This is a genomic window from Erythrobacter mangrovi, from assembly GCF_013260645.1.
Classification (GTDB): Bacteria; Pseudomonadota; Alphaproteobacteria; order Sphingomonadales; family Sphingomonadaceae; genus Qipengyuania; species Qipengyuania mangrovi.
Genome location: NZ_CP053921.1, coordinates 2721339 through 2746246, shown reverse-complemented (window position 1 = coordinate 2746246; position 24908 = coordinate 2721339). Strand labels below are relative to the sequence as shown.

At 60.4% G+C, this 24908-nt stretch carries 22 protein-coding genes; 1 reads left to right on the top strand and 21 read right to left on the bottom strand.

Going from position 1 to position 24908, the window contains the following annotated elements:
• Nucleotides 1-32: 32 nt before the first annotated feature.
• The 7 genes from HQR01_RS13660 to HQR01_RS13630 all read right to left on the bottom strand — a co-directional run bounded on the left by HQR01_RS13660 (nt 33) and on the right by HQR01_RS13630 (nt 7304).
• Nucleotides 33-743 (bottom strand): response regulator, encoded by a 711-nt coding sequence (locus HQR01_RS13660; protein ID WP_173215481.1) that lies wholly within the window; start codon nt 741-743, stop codon nt 33-35.
• A 1-nt stretch (nt 744) separates the two neighbouring features.
• Nucleotides 745-2631, bottom strand: coding sequence for a hybrid sensor histidine kinase/response regulator (locus tag HQR01_RS13655; RefSeq protein WP_173215479.1), 1887 nt, complete (start codon nt 2629-2631; stop codon nt 745-747).
• A gap of 14 nt (nt 2632-2645) precedes the next feature.
• The gene (locus tag HQR01_RS13650) at nt 2646-3692 is read right to left on the bottom strand and encodes an adenylate/guanylate cyclase domain-containing protein (protein WP_173215477.1); all 1047 of its coding nucleotides are present in this window, start codon (nt 3690-3692) and stop codon (nt 2646-2648) included.
• A 1-nt stretch (nt 3693) separates the two neighbouring features.
• Nucleotides 3694-4041 (bottom strand): group I truncated hemoglobin, encoded by a 348-nt coding sequence (locus tag HQR01_RS13645; RefSeq protein ID WP_234030180.1) that lies wholly within the window; start codon nt 4039-4041, stop codon nt 3694-3696.
• Between the two features lie 82 nt (nt 4042-4123).
• Nucleotides 4124-5284, bottom strand: coding sequence for an NAD(P)/FAD-dependent oxidoreductase (locus HQR01_RS13640; RefSeq protein ID WP_173215473.1), 1161 nt, complete (start codon nt 5282-5284; stop codon nt 4124-4126).
• Nucleotides 5285-5295: 11 nt separating this feature from the next.
• The gene (locus HQR01_RS13635) at nt 5296-6546 is read right to left on the bottom strand and encodes a flavin-containing monooxygenase (protein WP_173215471.1); all 1251 of its coding nucleotides are present in this window, start codon (nt 6544-6546) and stop codon (nt 5296-5298) included.
• 179 nt (nt 6547-6725) lie between these two features.
• Nucleotides 6726-7304, bottom strand: a complete 579-nt coding sequence (locus HQR01_RS13630) for an OsmC family protein (RefSeq protein ID WP_173215469.1) — start codon at nt 7302-7304, stop codon at nt 6726-6728.
• A 259-nt stretch (nt 7305-7563) separates the two neighbouring features.
• On the opposite strand from HQR01_RS13630, the gene panB reads away from it, so the two are divergent.
• On the top strand, nt 7564-8370 hold the full coding sequence (gene panB, locus HQR01_RS13625) for a 3-methyl-2-oxobutanoate hydroxymethyltransferase (protein WP_173215467.1): 807 nt from the start codon (nt 7564-7566) through the stop codon (nt 8368-8370).
• Between the two features lie 150 nt (nt 8371-8520).
• On the opposite strand, the gene HQR01_RS13620 is transcribed toward panB, so the two are convergent.
• The 14 genes from HQR01_RS13620 to HQR01_RS13555 form a co-directional block, all read right to left on the bottom strand.
• Nucleotides 8521-8733, bottom strand: coding sequence for a hypothetical protein (locus tag HQR01_RS13620; RefSeq protein ID WP_173215465.1), 213 nt, complete (start codon nt 8731-8733; stop codon nt 8521-8523).
• A 545-nt stretch (nt 8734-9278) separates the two neighbouring features.
• Entirely contained in the window at nt 9279-9764 is a 486-nt protein-coding gene (locus HQR01_RS13615) for a nuclear transport factor 2 family protein (protein ID WP_173215463.1), read from the bottom strand.
• 194 nt (nt 9765-9958) lie between these two features.
• Complete coding sequence (gene fumC / locus HQR01_RS13610; protein ID WP_173215461.1) at nt 9959-11344, bottom strand: class II fumarate hydratase; 1386 nt, start codon at nt 11342-11344, stop codon at nt 9959-9961.
• 237 nt (nt 11345-11581) lie between these two features.
• Entirely contained in the window at nt 11582-12760 is a 1179-nt protein-coding gene (locus HQR01_RS13605; protein ID WP_173215459.1) for a glycosyltransferase family 4 protein, read from the bottom strand.
• 12 nt (nt 12761-12772) lie between these two features.
• A complete protein-coding gene (locus tag HQR01_RS13600) occupies nt 12773-13549 on the bottom strand; it encodes a class I mannose-6-phosphate isomerase (RefSeq protein ID WP_173216429.1) in 777 nt (258 codons plus the stop codon).
• 23 nt (nt 13550-13572) lie between these two features.
• Nucleotides 13573-14616: a mannose-1-phosphate guanylyltransferase gene (locus tag HQR01_RS13595; RefSeq protein ID WP_173215457.1), complete on the bottom strand. Its 1044-nt coding sequence runs from the start codon at nt 14614-14616 to the stop codon at nt 13573-13575.
• A gap of 333 nt (nt 14617-14949) precedes the next feature.
• The gene (locus tag HQR01_RS13590; RefSeq protein WP_173215454.1) at nt 14950-15381 is read right to left on the bottom strand and encodes a hypothetical protein; all 432 of its coding nucleotides are present in this window, start codon (nt 15379-15381) and stop codon (nt 14950-14952) included.
• 415 nt (nt 15382-15796) lie between these two features.
• Entirely contained in the window at nt 15797-16849 is a 1053-nt protein-coding gene (gene rfbB / locus HQR01_RS13585; RefSeq protein WP_173215452.1) for a dTDP-glucose 4,6-dehydratase, read from the bottom strand.
• Nucleotides 16842-17699, bottom strand: a complete 858-nt coding sequence (gene rfbD, locus HQR01_RS13580; protein WP_173215450.1) for a dTDP-4-dehydrorhamnose reductase — start codon at nt 17697-17699, stop codon at nt 16842-16844. The genes rfbB and rfbD overlap by 8 nt, the downstream gene beginning before the upstream one ends.
• The gene (gene rfbC, locus HQR01_RS13575) at nt 17696-18241 is read right to left on the bottom strand and encodes a dTDP-4-dehydrorhamnose 3,5-epimerase (protein ID WP_173215448.1); all 546 of its coding nucleotides are present in this window, start codon (nt 18239-18241) and stop codon (nt 17696-17698) included. Before rfbC ends, rfbD begins: the two co-directional genes overlap by 4 nt.
• The gene (rfbA, locus tag HQR01_RS13570; protein WP_173215446.1) at nt 18238-19143 is read right to left on the bottom strand and encodes a glucose-1-phosphate thymidylyltransferase RfbA; all 906 of its coding nucleotides are present in this window, start codon (nt 19141-19143) and stop codon (nt 18238-18240) included. The genes rfbC and rfbA overlap by 4 nt, the downstream gene beginning before the upstream one ends.
• A gap of 287 nt (nt 19144-19430) precedes the next feature.
• On the bottom strand, nt 19431-19655 hold the full coding sequence (locus HQR01_RS13565) for an integrase core domain-containing protein (RefSeq protein ID WP_173215444.1): 225 nt from the start codon (nt 19653-19655) through the stop codon (nt 19431-19433).
• Nucleotides 19656-20095: 440 nt separating this feature from the next.
• Nucleotides 20096-20830, bottom strand: coding sequence for a class I SAM-dependent methyltransferase (locus tag HQR01_RS13560; protein ID WP_173215442.1), 735 nt, complete (start codon nt 20828-20830; stop codon nt 20096-20098).
• A complete protein-coding gene (locus tag HQR01_RS13555) occupies nt 20827-24867 on the bottom strand; it encodes a glycoside hydrolase family 99-like domain-containing protein (protein WP_173215440.1) in 4041 nt (1346 codons plus the stop codon). The genes HQR01_RS13560 and HQR01_RS13555 overlap by 4 nt, the downstream gene beginning before the upstream one ends.
• Between the last annotated feature and the right edge of the window lie 41 nt (nt 24868-24908).

Genomic DNA, 24908 nt, shown 5'->3' with positions numbered 1-24908 from the left:
TCAATTGTTTCGCGAGGGCCGCGCAGCGGCGCCTATTCGGGATCGTAGATATAGCCGAGCCCGCGCACCGTGCGGATCACCGCCGGCTTGGTGGGGTTGTGTTCGATCTTCTTGCGAATGCGCGAGATGCGGATGTCGATGCTGCGATCGAAGGGATCCCACTCGCGATCATGCGCGCCTTCGAGGATCTGGTCGCGATTGAGCACACGCCCGCGGTTCTTGGCGAACAGCTTGAGCAAATTGTATTCCATCGAGGTGAGCGGGATCTGTTCGCCTTCGAGGTCGAACAGCTTGGCGGCCTCGAGATCGAGCCAGGCCTTGCCGAAGGGCAGGCGGCCCTTGGCGGCCTGCGGATCTTCCACTTCCTTGCGCGAAGAGCGGCGCAGCACCGCGCGCACGCGGGCCACCAGCTCACGCAAATCGACCGGCTTGGCGAGATAATCGTCGGCGCCCATCTCCAGCCCGACGATCCGGTCCACCGTTTCCCCCGCGGCAGTGAGCATGATCACGCGCGGCGCGCGATCGTCACCCTGCAGCGAACGGAGGACCGACAAGCCGTCTTCGCCCGGCATGTTGATGTCGAGCAGCAGGACCTGCGGTTCGCGTTCCTCCAGCACCGTGCGCAGGCTCGTCGCATCGTGGGCCTCGACAGTCTCGAACCCGTTCTTGCCGAGATATTCCGCCAGCATTTCGCGCAGCGGCTGCTCGTCGTCGCAGATGCAGACAAGGGATCGCTGGTCCATCTTACTCTCCCCCAGATACGATCTGCTGCGCCAGGGCCCGGACATCGGCCGGTGCCACCGGCTTTTCGAGGTAGGGGCAACCGCAGTTGTCGAGGAAACCGCGTGAATCGGGGCTCATCGTGCTGCCGGTAACGAAGGCGATGCGCCCGACCAGCTCGGGTCGATCGGCCTTGATCCGATCAAGGAAGCCCCGCCCCCCGATCCCCGGCATGTTGATGTCGACGAGCAGCGCGTCATAGTCACTACGCGCAAGGGCTTCGAGGCCCTCTTCCCCCGAATGGACCATATCGACGGTGAAACCGTCGCGGCGCAGGATTTCGGCAATCAGTTCCGCGACGTCGAGTTCGTCATCGATCACCAGAACATGCCCGCGGCCATTGCTGCTGGCATGCCCCGCCCTCTCCTCTCCATCGTCCAGTTCTCCTTCGGCCAACGGCAGGTGGATCCGGAAATGCGCACCCGCTTCCGACGGGATCAGTTCGATCGAGCCGCCATGCGCGGTCAGCACGCGATGGCAGAAGGCCAACCCGATGCCGGTGCCCTGCCCGACCTCCTTGGTGGTGAACAGCGGTTCGAAAACGCGCTTGCCGATATGCGCGGGGATCCCCGGTCCATCGTCCCGGAAATCGATTACCATCAACCTGCGGCCGCGATCCGGCCGGGCCGCGATCGTGACGGTGCCGGCCTTCCCCGACTTCGTCACCGCCTGCTGCGAATTGACCAGCAAATTGGTGAAGACCTGCTCGAGCTGCGCGGCATCGCCGCACAGTTGGGGTGCATCGGCGGGGATGTCGCGCTGCACCGCCAGGCCGAATTCCATGTCGCCTTCGCCGATCGTGCGCAGCGCATTGTCGAGCAGGTCGCCAAGCGCCAGCGACTGCTTCTCCACCTTCTGCTCGCGCGCCATGGCGAGGAAGCTCTTGACGATCTTGGCGCAGCGTTCCGCCGCCGCTTCGATCTGTTCGACCCGGCGCATGATCTCCGGGTCGTCGGTCTCCTCGCGCAGCATCAGGGCATGCCCGACCACCACCGACAGCGGATTGTTCAGCTCGTGCGCGACGCCGGCCAGCAGCTCGCCCAGCGCAGACATCTTCTCGGTCTCGAAGATCCGCTCGCGCTGCGCCGCGAGCATCTTGCGCATCTCCACTTCCTTGGTGATGTCGACCAGCGAGGATACCGCCACGTCTTCGCCGCGATATTCGATCAGGCGCGAGGAAACGAGCGCCGGGAAGGTGGTGCCCTCCGTATCCCTGAGCGTCGCGAAGACCTCGTCCAGCCGCCCTTGCGGCAACAGCGCGGTGACGAAATCGGCAAGGTCCGCCTGGTTGACGAAGTGTTCGTTGACCTTCTTGCCCGGGCCCAGGACTTCGCGTGCGGCCGGGGAGCGGTAGATGATCTGTCCGTCGTCCATCCGCGACATGACGAGGTTGGCGGGGCATGCCTCCATCACCTGCCGCAGCAGCGCATCGGCCTCGCGGTCCTGCTCCTCCGCCATCTCGCGCTTGGTCACGTCGCGCTGGTCGAGCACGAAGCCGCCGCCGGTGACCGCCACCAGCAGCATCTCGTGATAGCCCTGGTCGCGCATCTCCACGACCAGGCGGGGGCTCGACCGATCGCTCTCGTCGAGATTGCTTTCCATCTGCGACAGGCGTTGCTGCGCGGTGCGGTCCATTACCCCGCGCGCGACCATTTCGACCAGCAGGCGATCCCACGACAGGCCGGTTTCGATGATGTCTTCAAGCCGCGGATTGAGCCGCAACAGCGCCGGATTGCAGTAGGTCATCAGCGCATCGGCATCGAACAGCGCGATGCCATGCGGGAAACCGTCGATCAGTTCACGGAACAGCCCATCCTGGCTTCCGTCTCTCCGAGGCCGCGTGGTCGCCATCGCGCGCGCGTCGATCAGCGTCCGACCGCATCGGTGTCGGCGAGCAGGCGCACCAGGTTGACGGACTTGCCATCGGCGGTCCTGCCCTCACCCGCCGAAACGGTGGGGTGGTCGTCACCGAACCGCGCGGCGAAATCCTCGCTCGCGACGATCTCCATCAGCCCGGCGTGTTCGCGCAGGCGCATGGCATCCGCCACCGCCGGACCGAAGACGTCGTAGATATATTTCTGCACGCCGACGACCGAGCCGATCACCGAACCCGACGCCAGGCCGATGCGGCAGTTCCAGTCGATCGGGTGGCTGCGGTTGCGCTGCTCGAGATAGCGGATGAAGCGCACCGCGGCGTCGGAGATCGACTGGACCGACCGTTCGGAGGGATCGGGCATCCCGGCAACCGTGATGTAAAGGTCGCCGACGGTCTTGATCCGCTCGCAGCCGAACTGGTCGCCGATGCGGTCGAAGGCAGTGTAGATGTCGTTGAGCTCGCTCACGATCACGCCCGGGTCCTGACGCGCGACCGTTCCCGAGAAATCGGCGAAGTCGAGGCAGAGCACGGCGACATGGTCATAGGTGCGCGGCGTGACCACGCCGAAGGTCTTGTATTCCTCGTAGACCGAGCGCGGCATCATGTTGAGCAGCAGCTTTTCGACCTGCTCCTTCTCGCGCTTGATCTCGCGCGTGTTGCGCTCGACCATCATCGAATAGGAATCGATCATCGATTCCAGTTCCTTGATGCGGCTGATGTTCTGGCACACCAGCACCGCGACGCGCTCCTTGCCGTCGAGCGCGGGGTTGACCGTCATGGCGATGGTCATCGTCCTTCGGCGCACGCGGAAGCTCGCCTCGCCGGTGAACTGACCCTCCTCGTCGAGCGCGCGCCGCACGCCGGCGGCATCGATATCGGGGAAGACGTCGCCCAGCTGCTGGCCCAGCTCGATCTCGGAAAACCATTCCTTGAAGGTGTCGTTGAAGAAGCGGAACTTGAGGTCCGACAGGTCCAGCAGCGCGACACCGACGCCGATGGCGCGCAGCAGTTGCTCGTTGATGGCTTCGATCGACATCTCAGCGGTTCACCACCAGGTGGCGCCGCGCGGCGAAGGCACCAACGATCTCGGCCGCATCCTCATCGGCCACGCCGTGGTCCTTGAGCACCTCCGCCAGGATCGCCGCGAGCTGGTCGAAGTGCCCGCCGCTGATCGCCAGGTGGCTGTGCAGCTTCTCGATCTGGTTGTCGGTATAGGCTGCGGGGCCGCCCATGACCGACGAAACGAACTTGGTCTGGTGATCGACGATCTTGGCGAATTCGACATCGTCGAAGAAGGGGCCAAGGTCATCATCGTCGAGCAGCCGCTCGTAGAGGTCGAGCACGATCTTGCTGACCACCGAGAAGCCGCCGTATTTGTCGAACATCGACTGTTGCGCCATTTTCGCAAACTCCATCCCACCTGCCGGGCATGCTGCGCCGGGAGGCCGGTTAAATCAAGGCGTGGGCTCAGGCGGCCTCGCGCCGGCGGTAGAGATTGTCCGCGATCCAGTGCTGGTTGGCCTGCATCGCGGTGTTGAGCGAGCGGTGGAGCGAGGCGACCTCCTCCATGCTCCAGTCGAACCCGGCGATCCTGTCCGACAGGCGGAAGATGTCGCGCGACAGCGCGTCACGGATCGCCGGATAGTCGTCGAGCCGGCTGCGCGACCAGGCATCGGCCAGCAACTGCGCATCGCGCAGTGCGTCGGTGATGCCATGCGCGGTGATCGGATCCTTGAAATATCCCGCATCGCCGACCAGCGCCCAGCCGTCGCCGCAGGCTTCGCGCAGGTGCCCGACCTGTCCGGCGAAGCCGCGCAGCTTGCCCGAGAGCTTGGCGCCCGCAAGGTCGCGCCCCATCGCCGGAACCAGCCGGTCCGCCATCGCGCCAAGATCGCCCCCGCGCATCGCGCCGAGCAAATCATGCGGGCCATCGTGCGAGACGGAGAGGAAGACGCAGGCTTCGCCATCGTTGGTCGGGATGATCCCGCCCGCAGCGCCATTGCCCCAATACCAGCGGTAGCCGCAGTCGCGCAGGCCGGAGAAATAGCCGAACACCACCTGCGAGGCATTGGTGCCGCATTTGATCAGCCCGGCCCCGACATGGCGGGCGAGCGGCGAATTGCGCCCGTCAGCGCCGACCACCAGCTCGCAGCGGACTTCATGTTCGCCCGCCTTGTCGCGCAGGGTGACGCCGCGGACGCTGCCGCGCGGTCCCCTGATCACGCCGGTCATCGTCACGCCGAACAGCGTATCGACGCCCGCCTCGCGCGCGCAGCGGACGAGGTTGCGGTCGAGCACGGTCCGCCGCGGGGCATAGAGCGCCTGCGTGCCGTGGCTTTCCGAAAGGTCGATATCGATCGCGGGCGCCTCGCCATAGATGAAGGAGGTCCGGCGGATCGGCGGAGTATTCTCCGCGATGATCGGCAGCAGCACGCCCCAATTCTGCAACTGCATCACCGCGCCGCGCATCAGCGCATGGGTCGACAGCGTGTCGCTACCCTCTTCCGCGCGGTCGATCAGCAGGACCCTGCCGCCGTGGCGCGCCATGAGCATGGCGGTAGCCGCGCCTGCGCAGCGCGCGCCGACGATGACGGCATCGTAGCTTCGGGTCTGGTGGACAATGGACATGACGGCTTTCCTCAGGCTGCCCGCAGGCTGTTGGTGGCGCCCAGTCGGGCGGCGATGATGGGGGTGAGCGCTTCGGCATCGCGGCCGACGCCGTCGATGAAGCTCGAAGCGCGGTGGCGCATGAAGGGCAGGCCCAGCGCGTAGAGATCGGGGATGTCGCAGATGCCGCCCGCCTGGCGCAGCTCGCCCTGCGCGTCGCAGGCGTCGAAGTGCAGCCAGGAATAATCGCGGCGGTAACCGGTCGCCCAGACGATGGTGGAGATCCCGCGCGCCTTGAGGTCGACCGCGCCCCTGAACGGGACCAGCACGCCGTGCTGGCGGCGCGCGGCGTCATCCTCCGGCGCATCGATCCTCTCGGCGGCGATATAGGCATCGATCCGCGCCAGCAGGCCTTCGCGACGTTGCTCGGCCCGGCGAATATTGGCCGTCAGGTCGTCTGCGAATGCGACGGTCGAGCCCAGCGCGCCGATCGCGCGGCCGGCGATCGCGACACCCTGGTCGGCAAGTCCGGCAAGGCTGATCTCGCGGTGGTCGTCGCTGCCGACCAGCTGCATCGAAGGCTGCGCGATGAGCTGTGCCGGGGTGCGATTGGCAGGCGAAGGGTCGGTCAGGAAGCCGCTGGCATCGAGCCAGTCGAACAGGTCGCGCCCGCGATAGCGGCGCGGCGAGCGGACATGGCTGCCCGCGGCGAGCATGGTTGTGCGCCCGGAGGCCGCGATCTCGCTGGCGAGCTGGACGCCGGTTGCCGATGCCCCGACGACCAGCACGCCACCTTCCGGCAGTGCATCGGCGCCGCGATAATCGCTTGAGACGAGCTGGTGGATCGCCGGCGAAAGCTGTGCGCCCCAACGCGGCAGGCGCGGGCGGTCGCAGGCGCCGGTGGCGATCACCACGCTGCGCGCAACCCAGGTCCCGCGCGAGGTAACGGCACGAAAGCGCTCGCCCAGCGGTTCTAGCGCGAGCACGTCGATATTCTCGATCACCGGCAGGCAATGGCCGGTGGCATAGCCTTGCAGCCGGGCCGCAAGCTCGCCCGCGCCCAGGAAGCCGTCCGCCGCATCGGCCAGCTGCTGTCCGGGCAGGCGGGTCATCCAGCCGGGCGTCAGCAGGCGCAGCGATGGCCAGCGGGCGCTGGTCCAGCGATGCGCGATCGAGCCCCGTTCGAGCACGAGGTTCTCGACACCCGCCTGCTGCAGGCAATGGCTCATCGCGAGGCCAGCCTGGCCTCCGCCGATAATCAGGCAATCGATGAACTGTGCCATGGGACAAACTCCGTAAATTCCGTCCCCCGGCTATCGCCGCCGAATGTATCGGGCGTGTGCCGTGCGCAGCGGAATTACGTTTCAATCGTTTCAGCCGCCGCGGCAGCGCCAAAGGAAGGCCCGCCGCACGCGAGGTGCGACGGGCCCGGGCTGACGGAGAGGTATCGGGGGGAGAGGCGTCAGCCGACCTTGGCGGCAACCGCAACCGGAACGCCGTTGGTCATCACGTCGAACACTGCCGAACGGGCAACCGACTGGCGCACGATCTTCTCGAGCGTTTCATCATCGGCATCGCCCTTGATCGCCACGGTGACGCGAACGCCCTGGAAGCCGTTGCGGGTCTGCGGGTCGAGGCCGAGGATGCCGTTGAGGTCGATATCGCCTTCGACGGTGCATTCGACCGATTCCAGCTTCACCTGGCGCATCGAGGCAATGTTGCCGATGCCGGCGGTGAGGCAGGCCGAAAGCGCACCGAGCAGCAGCTCGGCCGGGGTCGGGGCATTGTCGGTGCCGCACAGCACTTCGGGGTGATCGCCTTCGATCGTGTAGGGCTGGCGGTGGTCGTTCTCGGCGCAGGCGCCGTAGAAATCCTTGAACGCGATGCGGCTGTGCGTGCCGGCCAGCCACTGGCCATTTGCGCGGAAGGTGAAGCGGGCGATTTCGCGCTGCGCGTCGACCGCGCCGAGGGTGGCGATGAAAGTGGGGACGTCGACGCCGTTCATGGCGACGCGGGCGGGCTTGGTCATAACTTCGGACATGCAATCTACTCCAATTGATCCATCGTGCTTCCCGGCCACAACGGCGGGAGAACGAAGGGCGTTTTGGAGTGCGATTGTTTCTGCAGGATACCGCACAGCCGCCAATTGGGTTTCAATCGTTTCAGGGCAGGCGGGATCGCCGTGGCAGGTCGGAATGGCGGGCCAGCCGGCCAAGGAGTTGCTCATTTGGGCGGGGCACCCTAGAGGTCCCCGCGCTGGGGTATCGGGAGGCAGCGTCGATCCAGTTCGGAGTGAAGACATGACCTATCTGAAGCCGCCCAAGCGCATCACCGCCCCCCAGATCATGGCGCGCAAGCGCGAAAAGCCGATCGTCATGCTCACCGCCTATACGGCGCGGATGGCCGAACTGCTCGATCGGCATTGCGATGTCCTGCTGGTCGGCGACAGCGTCGCGCAGGTGATCTACGGACATGGCTCGACCCTGCCTGCGTCGCTCGAAATGATGATCGCCCATGGCGAGGCGGTCGTTCGCGGATCCAGCCGCGCGCTTGTCGTCGTCGACCTGCCCTTCGGAACTTATGAGGAAAGCCCCGCGCAGGCCTTCGCCACCGCCTCGCAGATCATGGATCGGACCGGCGCCGGCGCGGTCAAGCTCGAAGGCGGGACGGCGATGGCCGAAACCATCAGCTATCTCACCCAGCGCGGCATTCCGGTGATGGCGCATGTCGGCCTGACCCCGCAGGCGGTCAATGTGCTCGGCGGCTATGCCGCCCGCGGCAAGGGCAACCTCGATTACTCGCGCATCATGGACGACGCGATTGCGGTGGCCGAGGCGGGTGCCTTTTCGGTCGTGGCGGAAGCCGTGGTCGAAGAGCTGGCGATCTCGATTACGGAAGCGATCAACTGCCCGACGATCGGGATCGGCGCATCGGTGAAATGCGACGGGCAAGTGCTCGTGGTCGACGACATGCTGGGCATGTTCGACCGCAATCCGAAGTTTGTCCGCCGCTTCGACGATTTCGCCACGCGCATTGACGAGGCAGCGGCTGCTTATGCCGAGGCTGTCAGGGGCAAGGCATTCCCGACCCAACAGCACTGCTATTGAATATCCGCGCTTGGGCTCTCGCGCAGGCTATTCAATGACAGCGCCGTCCACTCAGGAGGACAGCTTTCAGGTCACTGGCGGACTGGCCGGTTTTGGAATCCGGGACTCATCGTTGAAGGTCCGGTTGTGGGTGGAAAGCGGACATATCTATTAGGCGCGATCTAAGAGCGCTCTTCCAGCGTCGGTCCACTTCCCGCCTCGAACGGACGTGACCTCAACTAACCCGTACTCTGCGAGGACTTCGATTGCGCGCTCCCCTGCGCTAATACATTCGTGGTCAAGAAACTCCGCTTGGCCGCCGCCGATGTACTGTTCGCACATCAATGCGAGTTTGCCGAGCAGCCGCTCTTCGTTTTCTGTCATTGAGAGCGCATACGTTTCCTCGCCGCAGTCCGCAATCGGGTCGTTAGCAGCCCGACCGCTCTTGGCACATTGCTAGCTCGGTGAAACCGTCGTCAGATGGGTGGAAAGCGGACGTTCCTTAAGGTATTGGAAGCGAGTGGACTTTTCGATCATCCTCCTCCTGCCATTCAGCGTGATAATTGCGTTCGCATTTTGCATTGTGGCTGCATTGAGGAGGAAGGCCCGCCCTAGACTGGTTTGGCCCTTGGCTGTTTCATCCCTTTTGGCATCGCCTGTATTTGTAGGCCCACCTTTTCAACCAATCATTGAATGGTTGTTTTACGTCCTTCTCATCTTGATGTGGTCAGCCATAGGGACCCTGATAGGCGCATTGCTTGCGAGTATCGCGATAAGGGTGGCGCAGCTGACCAAGTCCTAATGTCCGCAACCGGGTCGTTAGCGGAATTCCCGCTTCTGGTGAGATATGCCCTTTAGCTGCCGGTCGGCTTTCGAGAAGCGAGCCTCTTGGCGCGAATGTCCGATTGTGGATGGAAAGCGGACATTGATTATTGGGGACACGTGACAACGGTGTCGTGAGAAGCGATGATTTGCCACCGCCCATCACGTTTAAGCCATGTGTCGGTCCAGATTTGGCATCGCAATGCCTCGTTGCCTTCCACGTCCTTTCGTATTCGGTTTTCCGCTCCATAAGCGATGGCATAGGAGTCGCCAAAGAACCGCACCCTTACATCGCCGAGTTGGCACTCGCGGGACAAACTCGCTTTGATCGGATCGGTTGTGATAGCTTGATCCTTTCCGAAACGCTGGCCGCTTGTAAATGTGCCTTGGAAGTCGTCCGCAATGATGTCTTGCAGGCCCTCCTGAGGGCTACACTGTGCATCTGACCACTTCGCAGCGGCCGCGATCATGTATTTGACATCGTCCTCATCTGGGGATCCCCACCGGGATTCCTGGGCGATGCCAGATGAAGCAAATCCAATGAGGAGTGGCATCGCAAAAACAAAGACAGCGACTTTTGATTGTGCACTCATGGCTCTCGTCTCCTGCCAAGGCTCGATAATCGCAACCGCAGTGAAACCATCGAACCGCCCTACAGTTTATGCACGGAAAAAGGGGGTGACAAAAGCGTCCGCAATCGGGTCGTTAGCGGAATGGCCGCTTTCGTCGGTGGCTGCGCTCAAACCGGACAGCCTCCTGAGGGCCCAAGGGCCGACGCCGGAAGTCTCTAGACCATGTCGTCCGGCCGAACGAGGCGGTCGAAGGTCTCGGAATCGACCAGGCCAAGTTCCAATCCTGCTTCCTTGAGCGTCTGGCCATTCTTCAGCGCGTGCTTGGCGATCTTCGCGGCGTTGTCGTATCCGATCTCTGGCACCAGCGCAGTGACCAGCATCAGCGAGCGCTCGACCAGTTCGGTGATCCGCGCCTCGTTCGGCTCGATCCCCTCGATGCAGCGGTGCGCGAAGCTATCCATCGCAATGGCAAGCAGTTCGATCGAACGCAGCACGTTCGATCCGATCAGCGGCATGAAGGCGTTCAGTTCGAACTGGCCCTGCATTCCGCCAATCGAGGTAGCCTGGTGATTGCCGATCACCTGCGCGGCGACCATCGTCAGCATCTCCACCTGCGTCGGATTGACCTTGCCCGGCATGATCGAACTACCGGGCTCATTCGCGGGAAGCGACAGTTCGCCAAGCCCGGAGCGCGGGCCGGAGGCGAGCAGGCGAATGTCATTGGCGATCTTGTTCAGCGCCACGGCGAGCGTGTTGAGCGTACCCGAGAAGGAAACGAGGCCATCCTTGGCGGCGAGCTGTTCGAAGAGGTTGTCGGCCGGCCGGAATGTCTCGCCGGTAATCTCGCAAAGCGCCGCAACCATATCGCCTTGCCAGCCTTCGGGCGCGTTGAGCCCGGTGCCAACCGCCGTCCCGCCAATGGCGAGGACATTGAGGTCGCGCTCCAGCGAGGCCTCGATCCGCTCTCGGCAACTGGCAACCTGCGCCGCGTAGCCGGAGAACTCCTGCCCCAGCGTCAGGGGCGTCGCGTCCTGAGTATGGGTACGCCCGATCTTGACGATGCCAGCGAAGGCGCGCGCCTTGCGGTCGAGCGCCGAATGGAGCGTATCGATGGCGGGCAGCAGCGCCTGGCGCGAAGCCAGCACCGCCGCGACGTGGAGCGCGGTCGGAAAACTGTCGTTCGAGCTTTGCGACTTGTTGACGTGGTCGTTGGGGTGGACCGGCTCCTTGCCGCCGCGGGTGCCGGCGAGATGCTCGTTGGCGATCCCGGCGATCACCTCGTTCACATTCATGTTGGTCTGCGTGCCGCTGCCGGTCTGGAAGATGGTGAGCGGGAACTGGTCGTCATACTCGCCAGCACGCACCGCCTTCGCCGCCGCCTCTATCGCATCGGCCAGCTTCGCATCGAGGCCATGTTTCCGATTAACCCGTGCCGCGGCCTGTTTCACCGCCGCCTGTGCGTGAATGATCTGGATCGGCATGCGCTGGTGCGCTGGGAAGGGAAAATTCTGCAGGCTGCGCTGCGTCTGCGCGCCCCAATAGGCCTCCGCCGGAACATTGATCGGTCCGATAGTGTCGATTTCGGTGCGCGTGTCACTCATGGGCCTGCCTGCAAGAACTGCCTGGGTCTGGTGCGATCAGACCCTTGTAGGAGTTGCGCGCGAAACTCGCCACTCACGCAAGCGAGGCACTCGCATGGCAGACCGGACTCACCCGCGGACCGGAAGCGTCAGCGGAAGAAGAAATGGTGCCCACAAGAGGCGTCGCATTGATGATGTAGAATATCGACCGATCCGCCGGTTCCACCCTGACGGCGCTACGGGCGGTCGGCTGCGTCGTCACAGCGTTTCTAGCAGTGCGTCGATTTGCGCAAAATGCTCCGGCCAATCCGGGGCACGAAACCCTTCTATGCGCGACACCTGCGCTGAACGGCGGGGGCTCTGGTCCTTGGCGTAATCGCGAATGGCATCCTGCCACGCCGCAAGGTCGTCGACGGGCAAGAGTTCTGGCACGCCTTGACCAATCTCGCGAAAGACGGGGAGATCGTTCGCAATCACCGGGACCTTGGCAGCGAGTGCTTCCACCAGGGGGATACCATAACCCTCTGTAACGCTGGGAAATAGGAGAGCCCTCGACCTCGAAAGCACGTCGGCCAGGCGATCGTCATCGAGCGGCCCCAGTTCAACGACGGAGTCGCCGAAAGCTCCGCTGTCGAGCTCTGCAAATACCTCGTCGGCTTGCCAGCCGCGGCGGCCAACAATGAGGAGGCGAGGTTTGGTCGCAATACTCTCGTCACCAAGCAGCTGCCGCCATACTGCCAGGAGCAGGGCGTGGTTCTTGCGCCCCTCGATGGTGCCCAGGATCACAAATGTAGGCTCGCCATCCGGTTGCGGCGGCAGGGATGGAAGCGCGGGCGTGCCCGGCCACGCGACCGTAGCCGGAGGCAGCGTTCGACCCTCGACCGCGGCGAACTCTCGCAAAGTGTCGAGCGTGTGCGCGCTATTGGCAATGACGCCGCTCGCGGTGTCGAGAGCAGTCCGCATTCGGCGTCGATGGCGTTCATCTTCGCCTTCGCGACAGAATTGCGGATGAGTGATGGGAATCAGGTCATGAATTAGATGGATGGGCCGCAGGTTTCGCCGCCGTACCCACTCGGCCAGCCCCAACCTGTCGAGCCCGGTGTGTCCCGGGTTGAGCCAGAACCGCCCCCGCCCATCGAGCCGATCGCGCAAATGCGCCCCCCGCCGGACTGCGAGTGCACCCAGTGCCATACGAAAGCGCACCACGTCACTGCGTGCCCGCTCGGGCAAGGTCAGCAGCCTGAATAGCTTCTGAGAGGTTTGAAACGGCAGGATGGCCTGACCATGGCGGTGAATGATGACCGCCTGCGCACGCGGGCCATAATGCTCTATCCAGGCCTGGCAGATGCGATCGATCCCGGTCGCGCGAGTGCCTGCCCAGCGGCGCCACACCATTCGCGAGACGTCAAGCAAGAGTGGTGCATCATTGTCTTTCACGGCCAAAACCAATCAGAAACTCCGCACCAGCAAGGTCACTTCGGCGCGCGTGAAATCGAGCGCGTCGAGGTTGGGCGCATAGAGGCATTCGCCCGCTGCGGCACGCGCGGAGCCGTCGCTACCCAGCACTTCGCCCGCCAGCGGTAGCGCCAACAGCGCGCCCGAATAGGCGGCGCGGGTCGCCGCGTCGGGTACGCCTTCGACCCGATCGAGCCGGAAGTGCGGACCATCGACCAGCAGTTGGCCGCGTTCCTCCACGCTGGTGCGATGTTCGGCCGGGTAAGGCACACCCTGCGCAACCTCCAAGCCGCGTTCGAGGTGCAGTTCGCGGGGACGACCATAATCATACAGGCGGAAGGTAGTATCGCTGTTCTGCTGCACCTCGACCAGCGAAAGACCCGGCCCGATCGCATGGACCGTGCCTGCAGGCAGGTAGAACAGGTCACCTGCGCGCGCCGGATGCCAGGTGAGCAGTTGTTCGATCGTGCCGTCCCGGGCAGCCGCGGCAATTTCCTGCTGGCTTACTTCGCGTTCGAACCCGATCGCGAGGCATGCATCCGGCTCCGCTGCCAGCACCAGCCAGCATTCCTCCTTACCCGCCTCGCCCGGCAGGGCCTGGCTGTCGGAAGGATGCACCTGCACCGAAAGCTTTTCGGAGGTGAACAGATATTTGACCAGCACCTGCGGCAGTTCGGGCGGAGGCTCGAACCAGATCTCGCCGATGCGCTCCCCCGCCGGGGCGCTGAACGGCGGGGGCAGGTGATCGCGGCCCCAGACCTTGGCAACCATGCGGGTGGGGAGCTGGCGCGCGCTCACTGGTTTGCAGCTCCGGGGAGCTTGCCCACCAATAGCGCACCCTCGCGGGTGGTAACCAGAACCTCGTTTCCGGAAACGATGATACACACATCCTCCAGCCCCACGGCTGAGATACGCGGGCCGTCAGTCAGCGCGAAGACGCCCCTGCACTTGGAGAGATCAACCGGACCGCCGCGGGTCACGTTCCCCTCACCATCAGCTACCCCTGCCAGTGCGTCGGCGAGTGCAGCCCAGTTGCCGATATCCGACCAACCCATGTCCACCGACACCATCGCCGCTGAGGAAGTGTTTTCCATCACCGCATAGTCGATCGAATCGCCGACAATTGCAGCGAAGGGCTCTGCCGCCGGAAGGAAGCGCGCGCCCTCCTCGTGTCCTTCGGCCACCGCCTGGCGTACCAGGCTTGCCATTTCGGGGCGGTGTGCGGCGAGCTCCTCGAGCAGGCGACCGGCACGAAAGGCAAAGATGCCGCCATTCCAGCTGAACTTGCCGCTGGCGAGATATTCCTGCGCCCGCGCAAGGTCAGGTTTTTCCACGAAGCGGGCAATTGCATAGCCGCCTGCAAGCGGCGCGCCACGTTCGAGATAGCCATATCCGGTCTCGGGACGGTCAGGCGCGATACCGAAGGACACGAGATGGTCCAGCCTCGCCAGTTCGGCAGCGGCGAGCGCAGCAGCACGGAAGGCCCCCGCGTCGGCGATGTGATGATCGCTTGGGCACACCAGCATGACTGCGTCTTCCGGTAGTAGCGCGGCAGCGAGCGCAATCGCCGGGGCGGTGTTGCGCGCGCAGGGCTCTACCACCAGTCGCGCACCAGGCGTATTGCCGAGCTGAGCCATGATCAGGTCGCTATGCGCCTCGCCCGCGACGACCAGAGGAGCAGCAAAGCGGTCATCCCCCGCAACGCGGCGGACCGCCTGCTCAAAGAGGGTCTCTTCGTTCACCAGTGGCAGGAACGGCTTGGGAAGCGCCTTACGGCTCAATGGCCAGAGCCGCATGCCGCTGCCGCCGCACAGGATAACGGGATAGATTTGCGTCACGCGCGATGCCTCTCCTTGCTGAGTGCGCCTGCTATATCAGGGGAATAGTCGCTACTAGAGGGAATGCCACAGTCAGCTGATGAATTCCCTGCCTCGATCATTACACCGTAATGCAGGATCAATAGTTTATAATTTCCGTCATTCTACGACCAAAGACGATCGCCTGCGATCAAGTCACGAAGTGACCAAGTTACACTCATCAAAGCAATCACTCTCTGTTCGGCGAATGTCAGTCCATGGCTGTCAATTAATCCCTGTGCAAGGAACGTAGATTGATATTATCCTACACATTTCTGTGTATTAACTATTACCTCTGTATAACTGTAGCCACGTTCACTGCGGGCAGGATCGTTTGCGGAAGAATCCCGACGAAGCGCTGAAATTCCGCAACAGGACAGTGGTGATGTAGATGAAGTCACTATCATCCATCCGGAATTGCTGCGTGAGGTAATACGCGGCCGGGTCCTTGAAATCAAAATTATGGATCACCGGATCACGCAGATTGGCCGGATCGCTCCAGTCCCGCCAACGGAACAGGAATACCCCGCGCGGATTGGCGCACCCGTGCTGCAGGCCGCCTATCTGTCCGAGCGCCTGTGACAGGTGACTCCGAAGATTTCGAAGCGGGCTTTTTCGTAACGCCCGGCCGCACCTAGCACTGTAAGGCTGTGACAATGCGGTCACGACATCATTGCGTACAAGAACAATATTGCTCTCGTCCTGCTCGATGATTTGGTTCAGTGGAAGGTGAAAGTTTTTTGCCATCCCCTGCGAAATGCGTCGTTGTGAGATTGACGGACGACCTGATCCCGCCGGCCACTGCAATCGAATCCTACAGACGCCCGCCTATTGGATAAAAGGGCATTCGGGTGGAGTGGTTGGGCTGCGCAACGACCGTTATCGTTGCGGTCTCGCATTAACAATGTGTCGAGTTGATCAAGCAGGGTGAACCTGAACTCCACGCGCGAAAGCCGTCAGGATTTTTATCGTTTATATTCAATGTCTTGAGAATAGTGCCGCCCATGGACCTAAACTGCCTCTTCAGGGAAGGTCACCGGTTGGGTCGGAGCTCTTGCGACTATGGTCATCCTGCCGGCGGGCTGAAGCGTAACGGAGGACAACAAACAGTGGCAGAGCTGGTCGCGTCAGAATGACTCTTCACCGACACGGTGGACAAGCTTCAGCCCTCCAAGAGCGGCCGCCACCAGTGTTCCTTGTCGAGGTACCATTGCAGCGTCTGACGGAGACCTTGTTCGAAGCCGTGCCGAGGAACATAGTCGAGCTCGCTGCGAGCCTTGGTCTCATCTATGGCATAGCGGCGGTCGTGGCCTGCCCGATCGGCGACAAAGGTCTTTAGGTTGGCGGTCGCCTCGCCCCGAGCAGCCGGAGCGTCGGGATAACGATCGGCCAGCCCGTCGATCTCAGCGAAGGCACGGTCGACTTCGGTGCAAATCGTATCGACAACGGTCATGTTGGGCAGTTCCGCGCCGCCGCCTATGTTGTAGGTCTCACCCGGTTGGCCGTTGGTCAGACACGCCTCAATCCCGCGGCAATGGTCCTCGACATGCAGCCAGTCGCGCACATTCATGCCGTCACCGTAGATCGGCAATTCGCGACCGTGCAGAGCATTGAGCAGGAATAGCGGGATCAGCTTTTCGGGATACTGGAAGGGCCCGTAGTTGTTCGAACAATTGCTGGTCGTGACTTCTAGCCCAAAGGTGTGGTGATAGGCGCGGACCAGATGATCGGAGGCCGCCTTTGACGCCGAGTAAGGCGAATTGGGTGCGTAGGGGGTCGTCTCGCTGAACGCCGGGTCATTCGGGCCAAGCGAGCCGAATACCTCATCGGTCGAGATGTGGTGGAAGCGATGTCCGATCCCATCGCCGGCAAGCCAGACGGCACGTGCAGCCTTCAGCAAGCTGTTGGTGCCCAGGATGTTGGTGTCGATGAACGCGTCCGGACCCGTTATTGACCGGTCGACATGGCTCTCTGCGGCGAAATGGACGATGGTGTCGATATCACGCTCGCTCAACAAGCCTTCGACCAGCGCGGTATCGCGAATGTCGCCAACCACAAGCTCCGCGTTGGGCGCACCTTCAAGCGTCGAGCGGTTACCGGCGTAGGTTAGCACATCGAGCACAATTACCCGGTCTTCCGGATGATGCGTGTTCCAGTAGTGTACGAAGTTACCTCCGATAAAACCGGCGCCGCCGGTCACGAGCAAATTAGCCAAGCGCTGCTTCCTCTTTGAGCATCTGGCGCAGGTTCGTACGCCAATGGATAGGGACGTCGCCCAGCGTCGCGCGGCAAGTGCTGCAGTCTAGCAGCGAAAATGCAGGCCGCCGGGCTGGCGTCGGGTATTCGGCGGTGCTGATCGGTCGGATCGCCGGGATGGCTTTCAGCAGCCCCAGCGCTTGAGCCTCCTCAGCGATTGCGACGGCAAAATCATACCGGCTGGCCACCCCGGCATCGCTGTGATGGAAAATGCCGGTCGCGCTCTTTTCAACCAACCCCCAAATGCTTCTGGCCAGCCCGGTCGCCCAGGTTGGTGCACCGATCTGGTCGGCAACGACGCCGAGTTGGTCGCGCTCCTTCATCAGTCTGATCATGGTGCGAACAAAATTCGCCCCGCCCGCTTCATAGACCCAAGCGGTGCGTACCAGCAGGTCAGTATCGCGAAGGTGATCTTCGCCCTCGGCCTTGGTTCGACCATAGGCGGAGAGCGGGTTTCGCGGATCTTCGGGCAGATAGGCGTGCGAAGAAGTGCCGTCGAAAACGAAGTCGGTCGAGACGTGCACCACTTTGCCTCCGGTGTCAGCCATCGCCTCGACCATCGCCTCGACCGCCCCGGCGTTGATCGCACGTGCAAGGGCTTCATCACTCTCGGCCTTGTCGACTGCGGTATAGGCCGCCGCGTTGAGAATCAGTTCTGGCGCTTCCACTGCCAGCATTTCGCGCAGCACCGACACATTGGAGAAATCACATTCCTTGGAGCCAATCGCGCTGACTTCTGCCCAAGCCGGCGCGAGCCGCTGCAAGGCCCCGCCAAGCTGACCGTTCGCTCCGGTGATCAGCACCCTCATGCGAACACCGGAACATCGGCGAGCGACAGCCCGCGCGCATCCTTGTCAGAGATAATCGGATCCAGCCCCTGCACCGGCCATACGATCCCCACTGTCGGATCGTTCCACGCCAACGTAAATTCGCTCTGCGGTGCATAGGGTGCGGTGCACTTGTAGAGGAAGTCGGTATTGTCTTCGAGCGTCAAGAAGCCATGACCGAAACCTTCGGGCACCCATAGCATGCGCTTATTCTCGGCGCTAAGCTCAACGCCAACCCACTGCCCGAAGTTGGGCGAAGAGGCTCGCAGATCGACTGCTACGTCGAACACCGCACCGCGCGTGACTCGGACAAGCTTGCCTTGCGGTCCGGGGTTCTGAAAGTGCAGGCCGCGCAAAACGCCCTTCTGTGAGCGGCTATGGTTGTCCTGCACGAAGGCGAGATCGAGCCCGGCCCCGGCGAAGGTGGTAGCGCTCCATGTCTCCATGAAAAACCCGCGCGCATCACCAAACACTCGCGGCTCGACGATCAGCACGCCCGGCAGACCAGTTTCAGTGATGTTCACGACAGCGCTGAACCTTCGAGAAGGCCGAGTAGATACTCGCCATAGCCTGACTTCCTTAGCGGCTCGGCAATCTCGCGCAGGCGATCGTCCGTGATGAACCCCTGGCGCCAGGCGATCTCCTCCGGACAACTGATCTTGAGCCCCTGCCTCTCTTCGGTAATCTTTACATAGGTCGCGGCATCAAGCAGCGAGGTGTGGGTCCCGGTATCGAGCCACGCGAAGCCACGCCCCATCATCTCGACCGACATGTCGCCTTCATCAAGATAGAGGCGGTTCAAGTCGGTAATTTCAAGCTCGCCGCGCTCCGAAGGCCTGAGTTCGCGCGCGCGATCCACCACCGTATCGTCATAGAAATACAAGCCTGTAACGGCGTAATTGGACTTGGGGGCTCGGGGCTTTTCCTCGATTGACACCGCCTTGCCGCTCGCATCGAACTCAACCACGCCAAAGGCCTGCGGGTCATTGACCCGGTAGGCGAATATCGTTGCCCCATTGGTGCGCGCATCGGCGTTTTGTAGCAGGCCGGGAAGGCCGTGCCCGTAGAAAATATTATCGCCCAGGATCAACGCACTGGGCGCCCCGCGCACAAAGTCGGCGCCGATATGGAACGCCTGCGCCAGGCCCTCAGGTTTCCGTTGCACCGCATAGGAGAGCGACACGCCGAAATCCGAACCGTCGCCAAGGACACGCTTGAACTGCTCCGCGTCTTCTGGCGTGGTGATAATCAGGATGTCGCGAACTCCCGCCAGCATAAGCGTGCTAAGCGGATAGAAAATCATCGGCTTGTCGAACACCGGCATCAACTGTTTCGACACCCCGCGCGTTAGAGGATAAAGACGCGTGCCCGACCCGCCGGCCAGAATGATGCCTCGCCGCCCATCACATTCGCTCAAGTTACTCATTTCTCTCTTTGCAGCTTAATTGTCTGACTGTCTTTGGCTGGGCGTGCCTCTGAGCATCAGGCTACCAAAATTGCAAACTGTTTGATGCCAATTTTCGACAAGAACACAGGAAAGAGAAGATGCGCCGCACCACGATCTGACCAGGGTATCGTGTTGAATACCAACAGAAAATTATCGGGTCTACGCCTGCAGGCTTACAAGAGTCGCTGACTTGTTTCTTTGATTGCTGCCATTCAGAGGTTGAGTCTCGTTCTTTCATGATTGATGTTCGAAGAGATAGCAACGTGTCAGGGGGCATGCTCCCTGGCAAGTTCGCCGGCGAACTGGGCGGGGGCCTTCCAGCCCCGTTTCGAGTGTGTCCTGACCGTGTTGTAGTCGCGCCGCCAGGCAGCAAGCACGAACTCGACGTATCCCAGCGACGTGAACAGCGCCTCGTTAAGGCATTCGTCGCGCAGGCGACCGTTCAAGCTCTCCACGAAGCCATGCCGCATCGGCTTACCAGGGTACGGCATAGTGCCGCTCGATGTGCCGCTCCTGCAATCAGTACAGGATGGCCGACGAGGTCAGCCCCGTCCCGACCTGCCTCGCATCCCGATCAAGCTGGTCACAGTTTCCGGGCGACCCGTGCGCCTGGCGGCTCTGTGTCAGGCATTCCCGCGTGTAGGCATCGACCACGTAAAGGATGCGCAAGCACCGACCGCAGATCGGACTGTCGGAGACGAAGTCGAACGACCACCATTGGATCGGTCCATCTCAGCACCATTGGCCTGCGCATGCCCAGTGCCCGTTTGCGACCGCCACGGAGACGGACCCGCAGCCCACAGATCAATATATACCTTCATTATTCGTGCGCGTTCATATGACTCTCATTTTAAGCGCAAAACATTCTTGCGCGAACTTGCATCACGGAATTGATCAGAACCACAGATACTACATGGCGACATAATTAGTCCTACGACTGCTTCTCACAGGTAATTACTTCAGTGTATTCGCCCAAAATACCCATACCTCTATCGGCGAAGCGCGTTATTTCTACCGTGAACGGTACCCAATATGCAAGCATCTGATGGATGTCGTATCCGTAATCAAAAGTGACAAGTGCACCTTCGCCATTGACCGGATTTCCGTGTATCTCCGGCTCCTCTAAGTAGGTTAGAGCTCCATCTGCAGATCTGTGGACACGTGGCTTGTGCGATTCGACTTGGTATTTGCGAATAGGGAATGTACAAATGTACAATCCACCCGGCTTTAGGGTTCTATATATCTCCTTAATCATCATCCCGGGCTCAAACACGTGTTCAAAAACGTCCAGAGTAACGACTACGTCGAATGTTTCGTCTGGAAAGGTCTGGCGCTCAAGGGATTCATTCCGAAATCCTCTCACTATTTGACCAAATGGTGAATCGGGAAAGTAGTGGCTACCAACGTAGTTTTTGCACTCGTCTCGCAATTTTATGGACACACCCCGCTCGGCAGGGGAAGACTCGTGAATGGCCAAATTTCTCCAATCAGGCCGTTTGCGACCGAGCACGAGCGCCAAGGCACGCTCACGCGGCACCGAACCGTTCTTGCAACTCTGGCAATATAGGCCGCCTCTCAGCCACCGGTTCTTTGAGACAAACGTCGCAGCCTTCTCGCATATTGGGCAATAGCCCTCTATCGTCAGATTGAAACTTTCTTCCGTCATGCTTGGTATCCAAATTCCGACTTGATAGCGTCGCGAACTACTTCTCGAAGACGCAGCATTTCGGGACTGTTGAACGCCTTTCTAACCTTCTCGGGGTAGTCGGGATATCGTCGAATGACCCTATCGACAGCAGAACCAATCAAACGCTCCTTCTCCTCACCGAAGCTCGCGCTTCGAACATGAAAAATGTAGGTGTTTGGCGAAATGAGGTTGACCCATCCGGCAGCCAGAGCACGCATACAGAAGTCGTTTTCCTCCCCATACCCGCGCGGGAATGCCTCCTCGTCAAAATGTCCTATCTCTTGGAACAGCTCACGTCTGATAAACATACAAAAGCCTGAACCTGTAGGAACCTCCACCGGCTCCAGGCATCCTGATCGAGCTGTAATTGACGCGACATACTTTTCGTGCGCAACTGCGTCAGGCTTCGGATTAGGCTCATTAGCATTCGGGAATGAGAATGCCCCAGCATTGTCCCCCATTGCTGTGACGGTCCCCACCTTAGCCCTAGATCGCGCCGTCTTTCGCAATCCATCAAGGAAACCGCGCGTGACGACAGTGTCGCTGTTAAGGAGAACTACGTCGTCTTCCTCACACCAATGAATCCCCCGGTTGATTGTCTTTGTGTATCCGAGGTTCTGTTCGTTAATTAGCACGTGAAAACCCTGGCGGCGCGAGTAACCAGCTAGAAGCTCCCGGATACGCTCATCGGTGCTACCATCATCTATGACCAAAATTCGGGCGTCAGCTACATCGATGCTCGCCGCCAATGAATCCAAGCAGCCTTTAACCTCTGCGTATGCGTTGAATACCGGTACGATAATCGTTGTTCGCCGCGCGGCGCTTGAACGCATCGCCAATGACCTGCCCAAGATCTCCTCCAGAGCGCGCCAAAGATTTTCCCTTAACGTCGTGGGGGCATTCCGCTTCACGACTTCTGAACGTCCCGCTGCTCCCATTCGCGTTATCAGGGTCTCATTCGACGCTAACTCTTGTACGTGCGCGGCAACCCGTTCAATGTCGCGATATCCCGCCAACAATCCGGTGCGTTCATGCTCGACCAGTTCAGAAACTGCGCCGTGATCATAGGCGATCACTGGTCGACGCGCGGCCTGCGCCTCTGCTATGGTTCGACCGAATGACTCCGCAAAATGTGACAGGCTTAGTAGCACATTGATCTGAGCCAGCGCGTCAGCGGGGTTAGAAGAATAACCTCTGAACGTTAGATTCGAGGGAAGGCCTTCCTTCTTCCACTCCTCAACATATTCGTTCTCAGGACCAAAAACGAAGAATTTTGCGTTTGGCACCGTTTCTTGGCAGCGCCACGCCACATCAATGAAATCGGCAATTCCCTTCTTGGGTATGTTGCTGCTGATGATTCCGAACACGATTTCGCCGGATGCTTCGTTGAGCATATCAAACCCGCTAGCATCAACGACGTTAGGGGCACAAAAAGTCCTACCCTTTTTAAAGAACAAATCATGCGTGGCCAAAGAATTTGCGACGACGAAATCGGCGCGCGCCCAGACTTCGCGGACAATTTCTTCCGGACGCATACCAATTTGTTTTATGAGGTGCTCATCGCGATCTATAAGTTCCCTAGCATGCACAACGGTTCGACATTCCTTACGACGAGCAGCAATTAAAGGTTCTAGAAGAACGATAGTATTAGCATACACTAAATCTATGCTTTGACTCTCAATCAGTTCTGACAATTCTGCGATGATATCTTCATCAGGCAACCGACCGCTGGCCCACTGACGATACGTGACTATGGCAACTCCGATGGATTTTCCTTGAACAAGGTTAATATACTCTCGGTGATTACCACTTGGGAGAACCACCACTACGTTGAGGTGCAACTGGTTAAGTGCGTCCAACACATCAAGGAAGCTGCGCTCACCACCAAAGAGCTTATCGCTCACCACATGTGCACAGACCAAGACTGTCGGTGCCCCTGAAATCCTCTCGATATTCCCATCGAACCATCGCGGGGAACCGGACCGACTGGGTCTTGGCGAACTGTCTATGACCCGTGCAGCAACCGTATCCAATCGCTTGACTTCAGGTCGCCCCAGCACCGATCGAACCGCTTCCAAATATCCTCGCCCGAACCGTACGGAAGGTTCTAGCGTGGTACCCTCTGCCCACTCATTCCACGCATTGATAAAGACAAGACTTTCTGAATTCTGGTTATGCAGCCGTTCTTGCTCAACAATTCCCTTCAGCCAGTAGTGGAAGCGCGCAGGAGTCGCTCCCACAAAAATCCGGGAGTCGTACTGACGTCGGGCAGTGTTATCCCATCCAAGCATGGCTCCTCTGTGCACGGGCCATGGGTAGCCGGCTTCAAACCGTTCCAAGTCGCCGTCGACGACGGCATCATAACTGAATATCGTGCCATGAAAATCCGGAGCCAGGTCGAGCACTTCAGACTTAACATCTACTCTCTTTGTCTCGTGCGGAGGGAACAGAACGAAAGAATCCACCCCAAAGTCGGAGGGCTGTCCATCGAGCTCTTCTAACCCAAAGCGAACCGCACACAGATGTATGTCGCCAAGGCCTGATTGCCGACATTCTTCTCGCCACATTGACGCGGTCTCAAGCCAGTTTGGGATTACCTGGATGCGATACACGAGAAGAACTGGTTTTCCGTTGTGCCGAATGTAACGTGAATCCTTCATCATCTCTATGAATTCACCGATTAGTGCCCGGTTCGATTCAAGAGAATAAGACTGCTCAAGTAGAACGTGCCTGTTCTGGCCGTCCCAATTGCGGGACCAGTTTTCGTTCGCCCAACATACGCAAAAGGGAAATTTCGGGCTGCTAGAATTCAACATTTGTTCAATAGGACGGTTCAGTAATTTCCGCCCCGCAAACCAGTAATAATAATAGCAAAAGCCATGTATTCCGAACTCGCTGGCCAAGTCGGCCTGCGCTTCCTGCGTCTCAGGTGTTCTTAAGTCGTAGAATCCCAGATCCGCCGGAAGATTCGGCTGAAAATGGGAACGAAACATCGGACGCGCTTTCGCTACGTTGGTCCATTCGGTAAATCCCTTGCCCCACCATCGATCGTTCTCATTGATGGGATGAAACTGAGGCAGATAGAAAGCGATAGCCTTAAACTCGGGCCCCTTCTGGACCGCCAATGCGCCATTTTGGCCATGCGTTGACCGTTCTAATCCGGCCTCAGAGCATATAGCGGCCAGCACCGCAGAGGCGAGCCATTGTCCAGAACGATCGCCGGCGATCTCTGCGGGCTGAATGCGATATGCGGGAATTTGCTTCAGGATGAGCGGGTGTGTCACGACCACGCTACCAAACGGACAGCCATCCACTTCGTCGGGCCTCTTTCGGCCAACTCGTCCCATGAAGGTGCTCATTGCGGCATATGTGCCGGCCCTTAGTTCTTCCGGAAGGACTTGAAAGGACGATGCATATAGACCCGACTGGGTTGCCCATTCGGCAGGTTGCCTCCCGATCGAGCTAGGGCAACCTTCATTTATATCGCCAAAGAAACCCGCCCAAGATACCGTTGCATAGTGCGCGAAAGCACCGGAATTCACCAGATGGAAGAATGCCTGCCATGCGCAAACTTTGTGCCCGTAAACCGCACCGACGTAGTTGACCTCTGGCGGAACATGAAGCGCCAGTCGCGATGCGAGATTCCTCTCGTGCGTTATGAGCACCACGTCCAAGTCCGTCTGCAACGGGTGCAGGGAACTGATCATATTCTGAGCAGCAGCCTCATCGTCGGACCATATGACAAGGGCGCGTTGGCTCACGGGTGGTTTCGCACGGAGCAGAAAAAGATCAGGAAGCCCCGACCCAGAATCTTCGCAGATTATCCGATCCGCTTGAAGACGAGCTGTCTTTTGAGGCGATGGTAGTCTGCCGATTTTCGAGCCGATCCACAAATAGTGCTCGAGCGGGTCCATGCCGAGCATCTTCACATCCGGGTATTGCTCAACATACCATTCTTCATCGAATGAACCCGCACCAAGCACAACTTCTTGATCCCCGTTACGAATGCTCTTCATGCTCGACTAGGTCCCTGACTTTCCATATTCACTCGAGGCGC